We start from the raw sequence: 15,803 nt of genomic DNA, 5'->3' as shown, positions 1-15,803 counted from the left end.
ATCTAACATTTATGAATTATCAAAATGACACTTTATTTTGTCTCAATACTTACTACTTTTTTTCAATTGCTTTTAATTTGATTTTGGCATCAGTAACGATATTTTTATCAGGGTGATTCTCAATAATTGAATTGAGCGTTGCACGAGCTTGAACCATGTTATCAAGTCCGATAAAGTCGTCTGCTAATAAAAGAAACGCACGTCCTACAATTTTATCGTCAGCATCAGCAAATTCATTTCTAAATTTTGCCATAATTAAATCAGAAGATTCTTTATATTTTTTCTGATTATACAAAATTTGAGTAATTAAAAACTGAGCTTCCGCCCCGAAATCATCTTTTGAAATGGCAATTGTTTGATTAAATGCTTCGATAGCTTTAGGATATTCATTTTTCGCCATGTGAATTTTACCCGTGTAAAGACTCGCTTTGCTTTTCGCTCCCAAAACTACATCGCCCGAATTGGCTACTTCTTTGGCAAAATAAAGCGTTGAATCGGTTTTAGTAGTCTGGTAATAAGATTCCATTAAGCCAATTAAGGCAGTTTGTTGGTCTTTTTTGTCGGAAGCACTTGCTAATAAATTTCTGTAATTGCCGATTGCCGATTTAAAGTTATTTCCCGCAAACTCGATTTCTGCGGCTTTTAAAATAGCTCTGTTAACAGATTTATATTTTCTATCACGAATCACTTGATAATAGTACGAAAGTGCTTGCGGTTTATCACCTAATTTAAAATACGATTCTGCTACCAAATATTTAGCTTCGTAGGCTTCTAAACTATTTGGATATTTACGGATATAGTTGTTCAAGGCAGGAATTGCTTTGTCAAATTTATCGCTGTAATAAAGTCCTTTTGCAGATTCATATTCAAGCCCAACAGTTTGAACATTTGGATTTACTTGTTGATAATCATTTAAGATTTGAGTAAACTCTTCTGGACGACCAACTTCGTTCAATTCTTCTTGAATACCTGCCAATGCGTCTTTACTTTGAGATTCAGTAGGATAGTTTTTAAGAATTGAGCGATAATCTGCAATAGCACCTTCGTGATTTGCCGTATTTTGAAAAGCACCTGCTCGTTTTAATAAAGCGGCTGGAATTAATCTACTTTGTGGTTTGTCGTTAATCAACTTTGTAAAACCTGTAATGGCAGGAATGTATCTTCCAGCAGAAAAGTCAATATTGGCTTCTTGGTAAATAGCATTATCAACATACAACGATTGAGGGAAATCTTTCTGTACCTTTTGAAAAGCACTTTTTGCTCCTGCTTCGTTGCCATTCAAAACCATTACCAAACCTTTTTGAAAAGTAGCATAATCTTTATCCGCTTTATTGGCTGCAATGGCTTGGTCGTAATATTTTAAAGCTTGTTCATAATTCTTGGCAGCAAAAAAAGTATCTCCTAAACGGATTACTGCATCTTGGTAAGCTTGTGAATCTCCCGAAGACTTCATTCTATCGGCATATTCACGGAATAATTGATTCGCTTTTGTGTAATCCTTCGTATTATAATAAGCATACGCCAAAGAATAACGACTTCTACTTTGTAAATCAAACAAATTAGGGGTTGTATTATCTACCGAAGAAATAATACTTTGGTAAATCGGCATGGCTTCGTTATACTTTTTGTCGGCAGATAGAGCTTCGGCTTTCCAAAAATTAGCAGCATATTTTGTTTCGGGATTAACAGGAATAGTTAAAGATTTATCAAAGTATGGAATTGCATCAATATATCTTTCATCGTTGTACATTTTCACGGCTTGATTGAAAGCAATTCTTTGATACGCAGAATTTGTTCGGGTAGAACGTCTTTTCAAGCCTTCTATATATGCAAGAGCAGCTTGATAATTATTTGACGACAAATACGCTTCACTTACTAACTCATTTGCCTCATCTTCGTATTTTGAATCAGGATATTTAGACAAAAATCCTTCAAATGCTTTAATTGCTTCATTTCCACGATTAAGGTCTAACAACACTTTGGCATGGTTAAAGTCTGAATCTTCCGTAACTGATTTGTTGTAATTACTTTTTCTGGCTTGGTCAAATGCACCTAAAGCATAATTGGGGTTATTCGCTTTCAAATAACAAACGCCCAAAATAAAAGCAGCATATTGTCCCAAAGTATCTTTTACAGCGGCAACATTTTTCAGTTGTTCGGTAGCAGGAGAAAATTGGTCTGTTTTGTACAAACTATAACCATAACGATACGCCACAGCAGGCAACATTCCTTGCGACTTATAATTCTTGTAAATGGTATAATAGCTTGCAGCTTTCTCATAATTGGCTTGTTGGAAATACACTTCGGCAGTCAAAAGAGCAACGTCTTCCAATTTTCGCCCTGAGTTTTTTTCACGTAATAAAGGCTCTGTATAAGCTAACATTTCGGCAAATTTGCCTTGTCTGTAATAACTATGAGCTAACCAACCCGGAATTTCACTTCTATAAGTTGCCGATTGTTCTGCTTTTTTGAAATCGGGAATGGCAACATCATACTTTCCTGCACGAAAATTAATTATTCCTGAATAATAAGAAGAAGAAACACCATAATCAGAACTACTACTTTTTATTTCATCAAAAATGGTAAGAGCTTCTGAATATTCTTGTAAAGAAAAATGAGAAATTGCCAAACGATATTGAGCAGCTTCGTCAGACTTTGGGCTTTTTTTCAAATAATCTACCGCACGTGCATAATCACCTTGCTCGAAGAAATAATTACCAATTTCTTTAAATAGATTTCCAGCTACGGGATGCTCAGGATAATTTCTAACGAAACGATTTGCCAATAATTCCGTTTCTGAATATTGTAGATATAAACTACACATGACTACGTAATATTCTGCCCAGACTTTATTGCCATCTTCTTTTTCAAGAATTGCTTTATCAGCATTTAGAAACAGATTAAATTCTGCACGGGCAGCTTCGTAATTTTTAGATTCAAAATGCTCTTGACCGTTTCTAAAATGGATAGAAACTTCCGTATTATTGAGGGTGCTTTGTGCAACAAGCGGCGTGTTGAAAGCAATAGCCAGAAAAAAGAAGCAAATTGATACTAACGACGAGATTTTGTTCATTAGAATTGAGATTTTTAGGGTATTTTTCTTGAGTAAAATTATTATGGGCAGTAGCTCAATCAGAAAAATATTTGTTAAACAAGTAAGGTAATATTAGTTTTGCTTTAACAGTTAGCTCGTGGCTTTCTGCAATTGGCGTTTGATTTTCTAACTCAAAAGCAAAAACAACAATTTTTAAATGAATTGGGCTTTTAGCAAAATAATTATTTAGCCGAAACCCAATGTAAAACGTTCATTACAAACATTAAATTATGAAAAAAATATCATTTTTCGCTATCTATCTGATTTTTAGCCACTTTGCATGGAGTCAAAATTCTTCAAGCCAACCCAAAATAGAGTATTTTCTTTCAATGGAACAACCTCAAACGCACTATTTTGACGTTGTTATTAAATTATCCAATTTTGATGCCAAAACAAAACAACAAGGTTTTGTAGATTTAAAGATGGCAGTTTGGACACCAGGTTCATATCTTGTTCGTGAATATGCGAAAAATGTTGAAAGTGTTTCCGTAACAAGTGGTACTGCAAATTTAAAGTCTGACAAAATTAATAAAAATACTTGGCGTGTCCGTCTTTTAGCGGCTGCAAATGAGGCAACCGTAAAATATAAAGTCTATGCCAATGAATTAACGGTAAGAACTTCGTTCCTTGATGATTCGCATGGATATTTGAATCCTGCCAGTGTATTTATGTACGTAAATGATTGGAGACAAGTTCCGTCAACCATCAATATAAAACCTTATAAAGATTGGAATTCTGTTTCAACTGGCTTAAAATCACTTGGTAACAATACCTTTGAGGCTGAGAATTTAGATATTTTAATCGACTCCCCAATCGAAATTGGAACTCAAAAAGTTCTTTCTTTTGATTTAAAAGGTATTCCTCACAAAATTGCGATGTATGGCGATGTCAAATTTGACGAAACAAAAGTAACTAATGACTTCAAGAAAGTTTGCGAATCTGCCCTGAGTGTGGTTGGCGAACATCCATGTAAAGATTATACATTTTTGATTCACAATGTTGGTCTTGGCGGAGGTGGTTTAGAACACCTAAATTCTACCACTTGCCAAACATCACGCATGACTTATGCAAGTGAAAAAATGTATCAAGGTTTTATGAGTTTAATTGCTCATGAATATTTTCACCTTTGGAATGTAAAGAGAATCAGACCAAAAGCACTTGGCCCATTTGACTATGAAAATGAAAATTATACTCATTTGCTCTGGTTTTCAGAAGGTTGCACAAGTTTTTATGAGAATTATATCTTGCGTAGAGCAAATATGATGACTCCCGACGAATACTTGAAGGCTTATGTTACTGAAATCAACGCTATTGAAAATCAACCGGGAAATAAAGTACAATCGGTAACGGAATCAAGCTGGGATGCCTGGATAAAATATTATCGTCCAAATGAAAATTCTAAAAATAGTACCGTTTCTTATTACGACAAAGGGGCAGTTTTGGGAGGAGTTTTAAACCTTTTAATTTTACAATCAACGAATGGTTCTAAAAATTTAGATGATGTTATGCGACTTTTGTATCAAGAATATTACAAAAAACAAGGACGTGGATTTTCTGATGATGAATTTCAAAAAGCTGTCGAAAATGTTGCAGGAAAATCAATGAATGATTTCTTCCAAAAATATATTTCGGGTACAGAAACAATTCCGTACAATACTTTTCTTGAAGCAGTTGGAATGAAATTAGTTGATAAAAACGCTGAAAATACAAGTCCTGCTTTGGGCGTAGAATGTAAAGTGGGTTTAAAAATATCATCGGTTTTGCGAGACTCTCCTGCTTACAACGATGGACTGAACGTTGGCGATGAAATCTTACAAATTGATGGCTCAAAACCTGAAGATTTAACGAAACTGATTGCTAACAAAAAAGTAGGTGATGTTGTTGAAGTTAAAATTAGAAGAGACGGTTTGGATAAAAAATATAACGTAACCTTACAAAGAAATCCAACTAAAAGCTTCTCAATTGAGCCAATCGAGAATGCGACCAAAGAACAAAAAGATTTATATAAAAAATGGATGTTCTTGTAAAAAAACACAAAATAAAACGGGCAGTGAAATGGTATTCACTGCCCGTTTTATTTTGTGTTTTTCCTATTGAGCACCAAAAACTCGCTTCAAAATATCAGAAACTCTTGCCGCTGGGTTTTCTCTAATTTTTTGTTCTTCCTGAGCAACTAATAAAAATAATCCGTCAACTGCTTTTTGGGTAGCATATTGTTGCAAATCTGGATTGATTTTTTGAGTGAAAGGAATTTTATTGTACGTATTGGCAATATCACCATACAATTTTGTTGCACCCGTTGTATTGATAGCCTCTTGCATAACAGGGGCAAAAGCATTGGTAAGAGCTTGCGATGAAGTTCTTTTCAAATAATTAGTTGCTGCATCTTTATCACCTTTCAAAATCCCTAAAGCATCTTGAATTGTCATTTTTGTGATAGCATCCACAAAAATCGGCACTGCTTTTTCCGCAGCTTTCTCTGCTCCACGATTCAAGGCAGTAATAAATTTATCACATTCTCCTCCGAGTCCAATATCACGCAATTTTTGCTCTACTTTTTGGGCTTCTGGCGGAAACAATAATTTAATAGTTTGATTTCCCAAATATCCATTTAACGCAGACGCTTGTGATGAACTATTTTTGATGCCAACTGTTAAAGCCTCTTTCAAACCACGACCAATTTCTTCTGTTGTTAAAGCTCCTGATGTAGTTCCACTCAAAACATCATTTGCTTGTTTTAAAATATTTCCAAAGTTTTGTGATTGACAACTACTAACGGTTGTCATGAAGGCTGCTGCTAAGATTAATTTTCTCATTTATAGTGATTGTTAAACATTATTTTAGTTGAGACGCAATAATTTAAAAAATGTCATTTGTCAATAAACGTTAAAACGCTTCAAATTGTGTAATTTTGGGCGAAAATAATGAATTTGTCTCATGAATAAAGTATTTGAGATGAAGTATTCTCGAAATTTAGCCGATAAAAGTAACACAGACTTTGGTCTGTAATAAATTTAAGATACAGGTTGAAGCCTGTGTTACCTTTCAAAAAAATGATAAAAGCAGAGATTATTACCATTGGAGATGAGATTCTTTATGGACAAATTACCGATACAAATACCCAATGGATTAGTGCCGAATTAGATAAAATTGGAATCAGAACAGTAAGAAAATCCTCAGTTGGAGATTCCGAAGAAGCTATTTTGGAAATTTTTGAGGAATCATCTAAAAGAGCCGATTTAGTAATTGTAACAGGAGGTTTAGGACCTACGAAAGACGATATTACCAAGAAAACTTTCTGTAAATATTTTAACTCTGAACTTGCCGTTCATCAAGAAGCGTTGGCAGATTTAACAGAATTTTTCAGGAAAAGAGGTCGTGAGGTGACGGGTTTAAATGTGGGTCAAGCAGAATTACCAACTAACGCTACTTTCATCAGAAACACCATGGGAACTGCCGCAGGAATGTGGTTTGAGCAAAATGGTATTGTTTATATTTCTATGCCAGGTGTTCCTTTTGAAATGAAAGGAATGATGACATTAACACTTTTACCTAAATTACAAGAGTATTTTAAAACGCCTGTAATTTTCCACAAGGTTATTAGAACAATTGGTATCGGTGAATCATTTTTAGCAGAAATAATTGAGCCTTGGGAAGATGCTTTACCCGAAAATATAAAGTTGGCGTACTTACCTTCGATGGGAAATGTAAAACTACGTCTGACAGGTTTCGGAGAAGATTTAGCCACAATTGAAGCAGATGTTGAAGAACAATTTCAGAAAGTTTTACCAACCATTCAAGAATTTGTTTACGGTTTTGGGAACGATGAAATTGAAGAAGTTTTAGGTAAAATCTTGACCGAGAAAAAACAGACAGTATCCGTTGCAGAAAGTTGTACAGGAGGCTATTTAGCACATCAATTTACTAAAGTTTCTGGAAGCTCAGCTTATTTTATGGGCGGTATTGTTTCTTATGATAATGCTGTAAAAATAAATCAATTAGGTGTAAATGCTGAAACTTTAAATACATTCGGTGCTGTTTCAGAAGAAACAATCGTAGAAATGGCTCAAAATGTAAGGCAATTATTAGGCACAACGTATGGATTAGCAACAAGTGGAATCGCTGGGCCAAATGGTGGTACGCCAGAAAAACCTGTGGGAACGGTATGGATTGCCATTGCTACGGAAAACGAGACAATTACTCGTAAATTGACATTAGGAGGTTTCCGAGAGCAAAATATTCACATGACAACAATCAACATCCTGAATTTATTAAGAAAATTATGTCTTTAATCGAAATCATTATGCCCAAAATGGGCGAAAGTATCATGGAAGCCACTGTTTTAAAGTGGTTGAAAAATGTAGGCGAAAAAATCGAAGCTGACGAATATTTATTGGAAGTGGCAACCGATAAAATTGACACTGAAGTACCCTCTTCACACACAGGTATTATAAAAGAAATTCTTGTTCCAGAAGGCGAAGTCGCAGAAATAGGTAAACCGATTTGCCTTATTGAAACCGAAGGAAACGCAACGCAAGATTTACCACAGCCTGCCCAAATTTCAACTAAATTAGAGCAAGAAATTGACGAAATAAAAACTCTGACAGGTATAAATATTGACCCAGTTCCAGTAATTGAAACCTCAAACGGTGGCTCAAGGTTTTATTCGCCTTTGGTTTTAAGTATTTGCAAAGAGGAAAATATTTCCACCGCTGAATTAGAAAGTATCAATGGAACAGGTTCAGATGGACGAGTTACCAAAAATGATATTTTCGCTTATTTAGAGAAACGAACTTCTCCAAAATCGGCAAGTCAACCAATTATAGAAACGAAGCCTCAGCCAGTTGTTGTTTCTGGAAATGATGAAATAATTCAGATGGACAGAATGCGTAGAATGATTGCCGACCGTATGGTTGAATCTAAACGTATTGCTCCGCACGTAACGTCATTTGTTGAAACAGATATGACTAATATTGCCATTTGGAGAAATGGTATTAAAGATTCGTTTAAAAAGGAATATGGAGAAAATATCACCTATACTCCTATTTTGGTTGAAGCTATTGTAAAAGCAATTAAAGACTTTCCGCAAATAAATGCTTCTGTTGATGGTGACAAGATTATCGTTAAGAAAAGTATTAATATTGGTATGGCGGTTGCCTTGCCAAGTGGTAATTTAATTGTTCCTGTAATTCACAATGCCGATTCATATAATTTGGTTGGACTTACAAAAAAGATAAACGATTTATCGAAAAGAGCGAGAGAAAATAAGTTAAAACCAGAAGATTTACAAGGCGGAACGTATTCATTCTCGAATATAGGAACTTTTGGAAATATCATGGGAACGCCAATTATTATGCAACCACAAGTAGCAATTATGGCATTCGGAGCTATTCAGAAGAAACCTGCGGTCATAGAAACCCCACAAGGTGATTTATTAGGCATTCGTCAAAAAATGTTTATTTCTCATTCTTACGACCATCGTGTAGTTGACGGTTCATTGGGCGGACAATTTGTCAAACGTGTTTCTGATTATTTAGAAGCCTTTGAAATTGATAGAAAACTTTTGTAGAAAAGCTCTGAAAATAAAAATCCCGAAAGATAACCTTTCGGGATTTTTTATATTAGACTTCCTGCGAAAGTGTTTTAAGTCGTAAAACAACATCTTTTCGGCTACAAATAACGAAAATTTTTCAAGATTGGGCATCCCCCCATTTCTCTGCTATGCTTTCAAAATTCCCGCTATTTTCACTCGAAAATGTACCATTTTTCAATCATAAAACACTTTCGCAGGAAATCTATTGAAACTATTTGGTTTTCATTACCAGTTTTCTAATTCTACTTTGGCACTCTAAATAAATGGGACAAATTTGACTTTGGAGAACTTCCCGAAAGTTCAAAACTTTCGGGAAGTTGAACGGTAAATGTCCAAATTTTTATCTTTTTTTAAAGTGTCAAAGTAGAACTAATCACCTGTAACAATCCTAAAACTCAGCGTTAGCAGGTTTACTCAAATTTGGTTTAATAATTTTTAACCAAGTAAGTAATTTGATAACTGGATAAGTTGGGTCAAATTCATACCATTTTGAAGCGAAATTCATACTGTTCGGCAACTTGTGATGATTGTTTTGGAATAATTCTCCCATCATCAAAAAATCAAAAACTAAAGAATTTTTTGACTTATCATTATTGTCATGATTTTGATAACCATACTTATGTCCAGACCAGTTTACAATTGCACCATGAACAGGTCCCATCAAAAAGTGAATTGGCAATAAAAAGAAAAATGCCCAGTGCATATCAAAATATATAAAAGCGATAACATACATTGTTACATAAGCAATTCCCCAACTCAATCTTGAAATCCAATGGTCTCCAATAATTTCAATCGTTTTTGAGAAAGGATAATTATGGTCAAAACGTTCTTCAATTTTTGTTTTGCTATTAACTAAAGCATTATAAATATCCTTTGTTTTCCACATCATTGTAAACACATTACTTGAAAAATGTGGAGAATGTGGGTCTTTTTCTGTATCACTAAAAGCATGGTGCATACGGTGCAAAATGGCGTAAGCACGTGGACTTAAATATGACGAACCTTGAGAAATGTAAGTAAGAAGATAAAAGAATTTTTCCCAAAATTTATTCATGGTAAACATCTTATGTGCCGAATACCGATGTAAAAAAAACGTTTGGCTAAATAAAGATAAATACCAATGAATAATGAAAGCGGGCAATACTAATTGCATGAGTTATGAATTGTTGTTTAATGTTTTGCAAAATTACACTTTGTCTGAGGAAAAGGTTTATGAATTCCATTAATTCTGACAAATGTCAGTTTTAATCAACCGTCAGAGCGTAAGATAATAGATTTGCTCCCATTTGAAGTGCTTTTTGACGAATAGAATCTGGGTCATTATGCACAGATTGGTCTTCCCAACCATTTCCCAAATCGCATTCAAAGCTATAAAAACAAACTAATCGACCTTGATAAATAAGTCCAAAGCCTTGTGGAGGCTTATTATCGTGTTCATGAATCTTCGGTAAACCACTTGTAAATTTATATTTTTGAGAATAAATCGGGTGATTAAATGGTAATTCTATGAAACTCAATTCTGGAAAAACCTTCTTCATTTCTCTACGAATAAATTTATCCAAACCATAATTGTCATCCACGTGTAAAAAACCACCACTGATTAAATATTTTCTCAAATTAGCAGCTTCTGATTCTGTAAAAACCACATTTCCATGACCAGTTAAATGTACAAATGGATACGTAAAAAGCTCAGGACTTGAAGGCTCCACAATGTCTTCTTCTGGAGAAATATTTGTTCTTAAATTACTGTTACAAAACTTGATAAGATTTCCCAAAGAGGTTTTATTACAATACCAATCTCCTCCACCTCCGTACTTCATTTTGGCTATTTTAAAAGAACTTTGAGCGTTTGTCAGTGAACAGTTAACAATTAACAGTAAACAGAATCCAAAACGCAAAGTTGACTGAGAAAGACCAACTATTTTCTCTAAAAACCAGTTTCTCACAACTGATAACTGATAACTAATTACTGATAACTGTATTTTCATATCTGATTAATAATATTTAATGTATGACAAGCCACTAATCCTGCGGTTTCAGTTCTCAAACGACTTTCTCCCAATGTGACAGGAGCAAAACCTTTTTCGATGGCTTGTTTAATTTCTTCTTCGTTAAAATCTCCTTCTGGTCCTATTAAAATGGCATATTTTCCTTTCGGCTGAGCAATTTGTTGGATTAATTTTCTATCGCCTTCTTCTAAGTGAGCAATCATTTTTTGATTTTCAGAAATGTCTTTTTTCAAAAATTCTTTCCAAGAAATCATTTCGTTGATTTTGGGTAAAAATGCCTTTAAAGATTGCTTCATCGCCCCAACCGCAATTTTTTCAATTCTAACCGTTTTAATTTCTTTTCGTTCAGAATAACGAGTTTGAATAAAAGAAATTTCATTGATGCCAATTTCCACACATTTCTCAACCATCCACTCAATTCTATCTAAGTTTTTGGTCGGAGCAATGATTAAATGGATATAGAAATCTCTAACACCAAAATTGAGTTTTTCTTCAACAATTTTTATCTCACATTTCTTTTCGTGAGGCGTTTTTATTTGACAAGTGAAAAAACCTCCTTTGCCATCAACTACATTGAGCAAATCTCCTGCCGAAAGTCGCAAAACCTTAATGGCATGACGAGATTCTTCTTCGTTAAGTTTGAGTGTTTGCTTTATATTTGGTTCGTAAAAAATATTCATAAATAATCTTTGTACTAAGATTCATTTGATTTTAAAATGTAAGGATTGTATTAAACTGAAGCTGTTAAGAATTACGGTTTTCAGGTCGAAATATCTTAAAATAATTAAATCATAAAAATCATAGTTCATACCTAATTTTACTATTTTTCAGACATTTCATTGCCTGCGTAATTCCCGAAATAGTCAATGGAAACATTCTATTTTCAGACCAATCTCTGATAATTTTAATGCTTTGTGTATATTGCCAATAACTTGAAGTAGTAGGATTTAGCCACACTAAATTGGGAAAATGGTCACTCAATTTTTGTAGCCAAGTCAAGCCCGATTCTTCGTTATAATGCTCAATACTACCACGTGGTGAAGTAATTTCATAGGTTGCCATTGAGGCATCTCCAACTATCACAACTTTCCAATCTTGGTTATATTTATGGAGAATTTCCCAAGTCGAAACTCGTTCTCCCCTCCTTTCATTATCTTTCCAAAGTGTCTCATAAATGCAATTATGAAAATACAAATGCTCCAAATTTTTGAATTGATATTTTGCAGCAGAAAACAATTCCGAACACAATTCAATATAATCATCCATTGAACCGCCGACATCCAAAAGCAACAAAACCTTTACTTTATTCTTTTTGGAGGCTTGCATTTTAATATCCAATAATCCTGCATTTCGTGAGGTTTCTTGAATTGTTCCCTCTAAATCCAGTTCATCTTCAACGCCTTCACGAGTAAGAATACGCAAACGACGCAAAGCCATTTTGATATTTCGAGTGTTTAGTTCAAGGTCATCGTCATAATTTTTAAATTCACGGTCTTCCCAAACTTTTACAGCACTCCTTTGTCCTCCCGATTTATTATTTCCAATTTTTATTCCTTCTGGATTATACCCATTATTACCAAAAGGCGACGTTCCGTTTGTGCCAATCCATTTATTTCCTCCTTCGTGACGCTCTTTTTGTTCTTCAAATAATTCCTTCAAACGCTCTAAAAGTTGCTCAAAACCTCCCATCGCTTCAATTTTAGCCTTTTCTTCTTCCGAAAACTCTCGACTCAAATTTTGTTTCAGCCAATCTTCTGGAATTAAAGCAAACAACTCTGCCCCAATTTTAGAAACATCTTTAAAATACTGTCCGAACAAGACATCAAAGCGGTCTAAAAATATCTCATTTTTCACAAAAACTGTTTTACTCAAGTAATAAAAATCAGTCGTATCATATTCCACAACGTCTTTATCCAACGCCTCCAAGAGCGTCAGATATTCTGTAATGGTGACAGGGAGTTTGTTATTTTTTAAGTATAAGAAGAAGTCGAGGAACATTTGTAATTGGGAACTTAGCTTTTTTTACTTTTGAAAACCCAATACCAAAGGGAATTAAAAAGCAAAATCATGAAAATTTGTTCGATTATTGATATTATTAAAAAACCATTTGTCTTCGTTTTTTGAGTCTGAAGAATAAGTTTATCATTTTCTTGCAAGTACCAAACTTTTACTGAATCATCGATAGAGAGTTTTTCATCTTTAAAATCATAAAAAGTTTGCGTAGGTAAAAAACCATTTTCATTGGAATTATTTTTCAGTAATACTCCATTGTATCCCAAAAATATTTTTCGACTCCCTTTCCTTTTTTCAGAAACTCTTTCTTTTAGGATAAACAAGCAATCTTGTCTTAAAGTAAATCTATTCAGTAATTCAAAATTCTGTTTTACTAAAAAAATAAAGCCAAGACTACACAATGTAAAAAGTATTGGAGTAGTTAATGCAGCCTTCTCTTTACTGTAATAATAACTAATGTGTAGCCCCACAACAATTAAGATTGAAAAAACTATTACAAAATAAAAAGCAAGCATTAGTATAGAATAATTAGGCTAAATTTTTAGAATTCATTTCTTCTTGCAAGATAAAAGATTTAATTGGAAATTTACCGCTTAAATTTCAACCCTATGAATGAAATAAATAAAGCACATGATAAATTTTTCAAGGAAACGTTCTCTCGTTTAGAAGTTGCCGAGAGTTTTATCAAAGAAGTTTTTCCCGAAGAACTCAAAGAAAGATTAAACTTCTCTACCCTAAAGCGAGTAACAGATTCTTACACTGATGAAGAATTAGACGAATATTTAGCCGATGTCGTTTATCAAACAGAATATGCAGGTCAAAAGACTTTAGTAACGCTTTTGTTTGAACATAAGTCATACGTTCAACAATTTCCACATCTTCAACTCTTACAATACATTCTGAATGTTTGGAAAGAAGAACGCAAGCAGAAAAAGAAATTATCGGTCGTGATTCCCATTATTATTCATCATGGTAGCGGAAAATGGAAGTACAAATCGATGAAAAGCTATTTCAAAGGATTGCATCCGACTTTGGAAAAGTTCGTTCCTGATTTTGATTATCTCTTGTTTACACTTGATAAAATTGAGGATTATCAAATCGCTAATTTTCAAAACATTTTATTGAGTATGACTACTATGTTATTGAAACACAGCCATGATACCGAAGAAGAGTTTTTAAAATTAAGTTCTTTCTGGGCAGAAAAATTGAATCGTTTGGATGCTGATAAACAAATTGAATTCATCAAAACAGTGTTTGTCTATATAGAAACCGCATTGAACTTGACAGAAGAAAATTTAACGCCTATATTTACAGAAGTTTCTGAAAATGTAAACATTATTGCTATGACTATTGCAGACAGAATTAGAACTGAAGAAAGAGAAAATAACTCGTTCAAGCATATCAAAGGTCTTTTTAAAAAAGGGTTTGATGCTGCATTTATTGCGGATACTTTTGAAATGCCTTTAAAAAAAGTAGAAGAAATCATTCAAAAAATTATGATTTCGTCCAAATAATATAAGAAGAGTCTCTTGAAGTTCAAGAGACTCTTCTTATATTAATAAGGGCGTTTAGTCTTATTTCTCAAAGCCTCATACAAACCTGAATCTTGCTCATTTTTCAATAAAGCTCCAATGAAAGGAGGAATTTCTGTATTCCTTTGAAAATCTTCTAACAAATCTGCTGAAACTTTACCCACTAAAAGTAATTTTATCCAATCAATTAATTCCGAAGTTGACGGTTTTTTCTTCAAGGCTTTTATATCTCTAATACCATAAAATATTGACATTGAATTGGTTATCAATTTTTCTTCTAAGTCTGGATAATGAACATCAACGATTTGTTTCATCGTCTCTCTGTCAGGAAAAGAAATATAATGGAAGAAACAACGACGAAGAAAGGCATCGGGCAATTCCTTTTCGTTATTGGAAGTGATAATAATAATTGGACGATGTTTGGCTTTAATAGTGCGTTTTAGTTCATAACAATAAAACTCCATTTTGTCCAATTCATTCAATAAGTCATTCGGGAATTCAATGTCAGCTTTATCAATTTCATCAATCAATAAAACAACTTGTTCTTCTGAATCAAAAGCCTCCCAAAGTTTACCTTTTTTGATATAATGTTCAATATCATTGATGTTACCATCACCCAATTGAGAATCTCTCAGACGGGCAACGGCGTCATATTCATACAAACCTTGCTGAGCCGTTGTGGTAGATTTTACATTCCAAGTGAAAAGTGATTTTCCTAAGGCAGCAGCCACTTCATAAGCCAAAAGTGTTTTGCCTGTTCCAGGTTCGCCTTTAATTAATAGCGGTTTTTGTAAAGTTACTGCTGCATTTACAGCTACTTGCAAAGCACGAGTTGCAATATAATTTTCTGTTCCTTGGAAAGACATTGAGAAGGTATTTGGGGTTAGGATTTAGGGGTTAGATGGTTCACAGAAATCTAATTCCTAAAACCTAAATTCTAACCCCTAAAAATTAGTCTTCAAAATCCGTTTTGAAAGAATATAAAGTTGGGTCTAATTTTAGTGTCCCTGCTAAATAATCATTTACAAATTTGGCAACTACAGCATCATCCACTTCTTCAACATTTAAGCAAACATCTAAGCCGATTCCATATTCAAAATTTTCATCAATTTCTAAATGTTCAGCCAACTTCACTTCTTCGTTTTCCTCAATTTCTTCAATCAATTCTGTGATGTATAATTCTACTTCTTCATCCATTTCGTCATTGGCTTCGTAAGTCTCATCACGATTCTCCATCGGCACATACAAAGGATATGTTTTCAATGCTTTTCTTTCAGCAGTTTCGTAAACGATACTGTTAAAATGTAAACGCAAAGAATAAATAACTGCATCAAAAATGGCTTCTTGACCTTTGTAGTTTCCAACAAATTGAACATGGACAAACTCTTCTACGTGGTCGGGTTCATCGTTGAGTTCTTCTTCAAAATATACAAATTTTGCTCCTGCCTCAAGGCACTCTTTTTTTAGTTGTTCGATTTCCTTTGGGTCAAGTCCAGGATTATTTTTTAATGACATCTTATATAAAGTTGATTTAGCTTCAAAGATATAAAAAATTGACGAAA

13 protein-coding genes are annotated in these 15,803 nt (G+C 33.8%); 4 read left to right on the top strand and 9 right to left on the bottom strand.

Annotation, left to right across the window (positions count from 1 at the left end; genetic code table 11):
• Nucleotides 1-52 precede the first annotated feature (52 nt).
• Nucleotides 53-3,073, bottom strand: a complete 3,021-nt coding sequence (locus tag LV89_RS18745; protein ID WP_109744457.1) for a tetratricopeptide repeat protein — start codon at nucleotides 3,071-3,073, stop codon at nucleotides 53-55.
• 251 nt (nucleotides 3,074-3,324) lie between these two features.
• On the opposite strand from LV89_RS18745, the gene LV89_RS18740 reads away from it, so the two are divergent.
• Entirely contained in the window at nucleotides 3,325-5,121 is a 1,797-nt protein-coding gene (locus tag LV89_RS18740) for a M61 family metallopeptidase (protein ID WP_229201551.1), read from the top strand.
• 63 nt (nucleotides 5,122-5,184) lie between these two features.
• Here LV89_RS18740 and LV89_RS18735 read toward each other — a convergent pair whose 3' ends face one another.
• Nucleotides 5,185-5,910, bottom strand: coding sequence for a DUF4197 domain-containing protein (locus tag LV89_RS18735; RefSeq protein WP_109744455.1), 726 nt, complete (start codon nucleotides 5,908-5,910; stop codon nucleotides 5,185-5,187).
• A 237-nt stretch (nucleotides 5,911-6,147) separates the two neighbouring features.
• Here LV89_RS18735 and LV89_RS18730 point away from each other — a divergent pair, with 237 nt between their 5' ends.
• Both LV89_RS18730 and LV89_RS18725 read left to right on the top strand, forming a co-directional pair.
• The gene (locus LV89_RS18730; protein ID WP_109744514.1) at nucleotides 6,148-7,386 is read left to right on the top strand and encodes a competence/damage-inducible protein A; all 1,239 of its coding nucleotides are present in this window, start codon (nucleotides 6,148-6,150) and stop codon (nucleotides 7,384-7,386) included.
• Nucleotides 7,377-8,663 (top strand): dihydrolipoamide acetyltransferase family protein, encoded by a 1,287-nt coding sequence (locus LV89_RS18725; RefSeq protein ID WP_109744454.1) that lies wholly within the window; start codon nucleotides 7,377-7,379, stop codon nucleotides 8,661-8,663. The genes LV89_RS18730 and LV89_RS18725 overlap by 10 nt, the downstream gene beginning before the upstream one ends.
• 412 nt (nucleotides 8,664-9,075) lie before the next feature.
• On the opposite strand, the gene LV89_RS18720 is transcribed toward LV89_RS18725, so the two are convergent.
• From LV89_RS18720 to LV89_RS18700, 5 genes are all read right to left on the bottom strand, one after another.
• Nucleotides 9,076-9,840 carry an acyl-CoA desaturase gene (locus tag LV89_RS18720; RefSeq protein ID WP_109744453.1) on the bottom strand — a complete coding sequence of 255 codons (765 nt, stop codon included), beginning with the start codon at nucleotides 9,838-9,840 and terminating at the stop codon, nucleotides 9,076-9,078.
• A gap of 91 nt (nucleotides 9,841-9,931) precedes the next feature.
• Entirely contained in the window at nucleotides 9,932-10,675 is a 744-nt protein-coding gene (locus LV89_RS18715) for a DUF4159 domain-containing protein (protein WP_109744452.1), read from the bottom strand.
• A complete protein-coding gene (locus LV89_RS18710) occupies nucleotides 10,672-11,376 on the bottom strand; it encodes a 16S rRNA (uracil(1498)-N(3))-methyltransferase (protein ID WP_109744451.1) in 705 nt (234 codons plus the stop codon). The genes LV89_RS18715 and LV89_RS18710 overlap by 4 nt, the downstream gene beginning before the upstream one ends.
• A 118-nt stretch (nucleotides 11,377-11,494) precedes the next feature.
• Nucleotides 11,495-12,694, bottom strand: coding sequence for a vWA domain-containing protein (locus tag LV89_RS18705; RefSeq protein WP_109744450.1), 1,200 nt, complete (start codon nucleotides 12,692-12,694; stop codon nucleotides 11,495-11,497).
• 14 nt (nucleotides 12,695-12,708) lie between these two features.
• Nucleotides 12,709-13,224, bottom strand: a complete 516-nt coding sequence (locus LV89_RS18700; protein ID WP_109744449.1) for a hypothetical protein — start codon at nucleotides 13,222-13,224, stop codon at nucleotides 12,709-12,711.
• A 93-nt stretch (nucleotides 13,225-13,317) separates the two neighbouring features.
• Here LV89_RS18700 and LV89_RS18695 point away from each other — a divergent pair, with 93 nt between their 5' ends.
• Entirely contained in the window at nucleotides 13,318-14,223 is a 906-nt protein-coding gene (locus tag LV89_RS18695; RefSeq protein ID WP_146199208.1) for an Rpn family recombination-promoting nuclease/putative transposase, read from the top strand.
• A 41-nt stretch (nucleotides 14,224-14,264) separates the two neighbouring features.
• Here the strand turns inward: LV89_RS18695 and LV89_RS18690 are convergent, their stop codons facing one another.
• Entirely contained in the window at nucleotides 14,265-15,107 is an 843-nt protein-coding gene (locus LV89_RS18690; protein ID WP_109744447.1) for an AAA family ATPase, read from the bottom strand.
• An 85-nt stretch (nucleotides 15,108-15,192) separates the two neighbouring features.
• On the bottom strand, nucleotides 15,193-15,756 hold the full coding sequence (locus tag LV89_RS18685) for a hypothetical protein (protein WP_109744513.1): 564 nt from the start codon (nucleotides 15,754-15,756) through the stop codon (nucleotides 15,193-15,195).
• Nucleotides 15,757-15,803 lie beyond the last annotated feature (47 nt).

Source organism: Arcicella aurantiaca, assembly GCF_003148625.1.
Classification (GTDB): Bacteria; Bacteroidota; Bacteroidia; order Cytophagales; family Spirosomataceae; genus Arcicella; species Arcicella aurantiaca.
This window is presented reverse-complemented; position numbering and strand designations above follow the sequence as displayed.

Excerpts from the sequence above, each read along its gene's own strand:
- LV89_RS18745 (WP_109744457.1), bottom strand. The coding sequence starts at position 3,073 with ATGAACAAAATCTCGTCGTTAGTATCAATTTGCTTCTTTTTTCTGGCT.
- LV89_RS18740 (WP_229201551.1), top strand. The coding sequence starts at position 3,325 with ATGAAAAAAATATCATTTTTCGCTATCTATCTGATTTTTAGCCACTTT.
- LV89_RS18735 (WP_109744455.1), bottom strand. The coding sequence starts at position 5,910 with ATGAGAAAATTAATCTTAGCAGCAGCCTTCATGACAACCGTTAGTAGT.
- LV89_RS18730 (WP_109744514.1), top strand. The coding sequence starts at position 6,148 with ATGATAAAAGCAGAGATTATTACCATTGGAGATGAGATTCTTTATGGA.
- LV89_RS18725 (WP_109744454.1), top strand. The coding sequence starts at position 7,377 with ATGTCTTTAATCGAAATCATTATGCCCAAAATGGGCGAAAGTATCATG.
- LV89_RS18720 (WP_109744453.1), bottom strand. The coding sequence starts at position 9,840 with ATGCAATTAGTATTGCCCGCTTTCATTATTCATTGGTATTTATCTTTA.
- LV89_RS18715 (WP_109744452.1), bottom strand. The coding sequence starts at position 10,675 with ATGAAAATACAGTTATCAGTAATTAGTTATCAGTTATCAGTTGTGAGA.
- LV89_RS18710 (WP_109744451.1), bottom strand. The coding sequence starts at position 11,376 with ATGAATATTTTTTACGAACCAAATATAAAGCAAACACTCAAACTTAAC.
- LV89_RS18705 (WP_109744450.1), bottom strand. The coding sequence starts at position 12,694 with ATGTTCCTCGACTTCTTCTTATACTTAAAAAATAACAAACTCCCTGTC.
- LV89_RS18700 (WP_109744449.1), bottom strand. The coding sequence starts at position 13,224 with ATGCTTGCTTTTTATTTTGTAATAGTTTTTTCAATCTTAATTGTTGTG.
- LV89_RS18695 (WP_146199208.1), top strand. The coding sequence starts at position 13,318 with ATGAATGAAATAAATAAAGCACATGATAAATTTTTCAAGGAAACGTTC.
- LV89_RS18690 (WP_109744447.1), bottom strand. The coding sequence starts at position 15,107 with ATGTCTTTCCAAGGAACAGAAAATTATATTGCAACTCGTGCTTTGCAA.
- LV89_RS18685 (WP_109744513.1), bottom strand. The coding sequence starts at position 15,756 with ATGTCATTAAAAAATAATCCTGGACTTGACCCAAAGGAAATCGAACAA.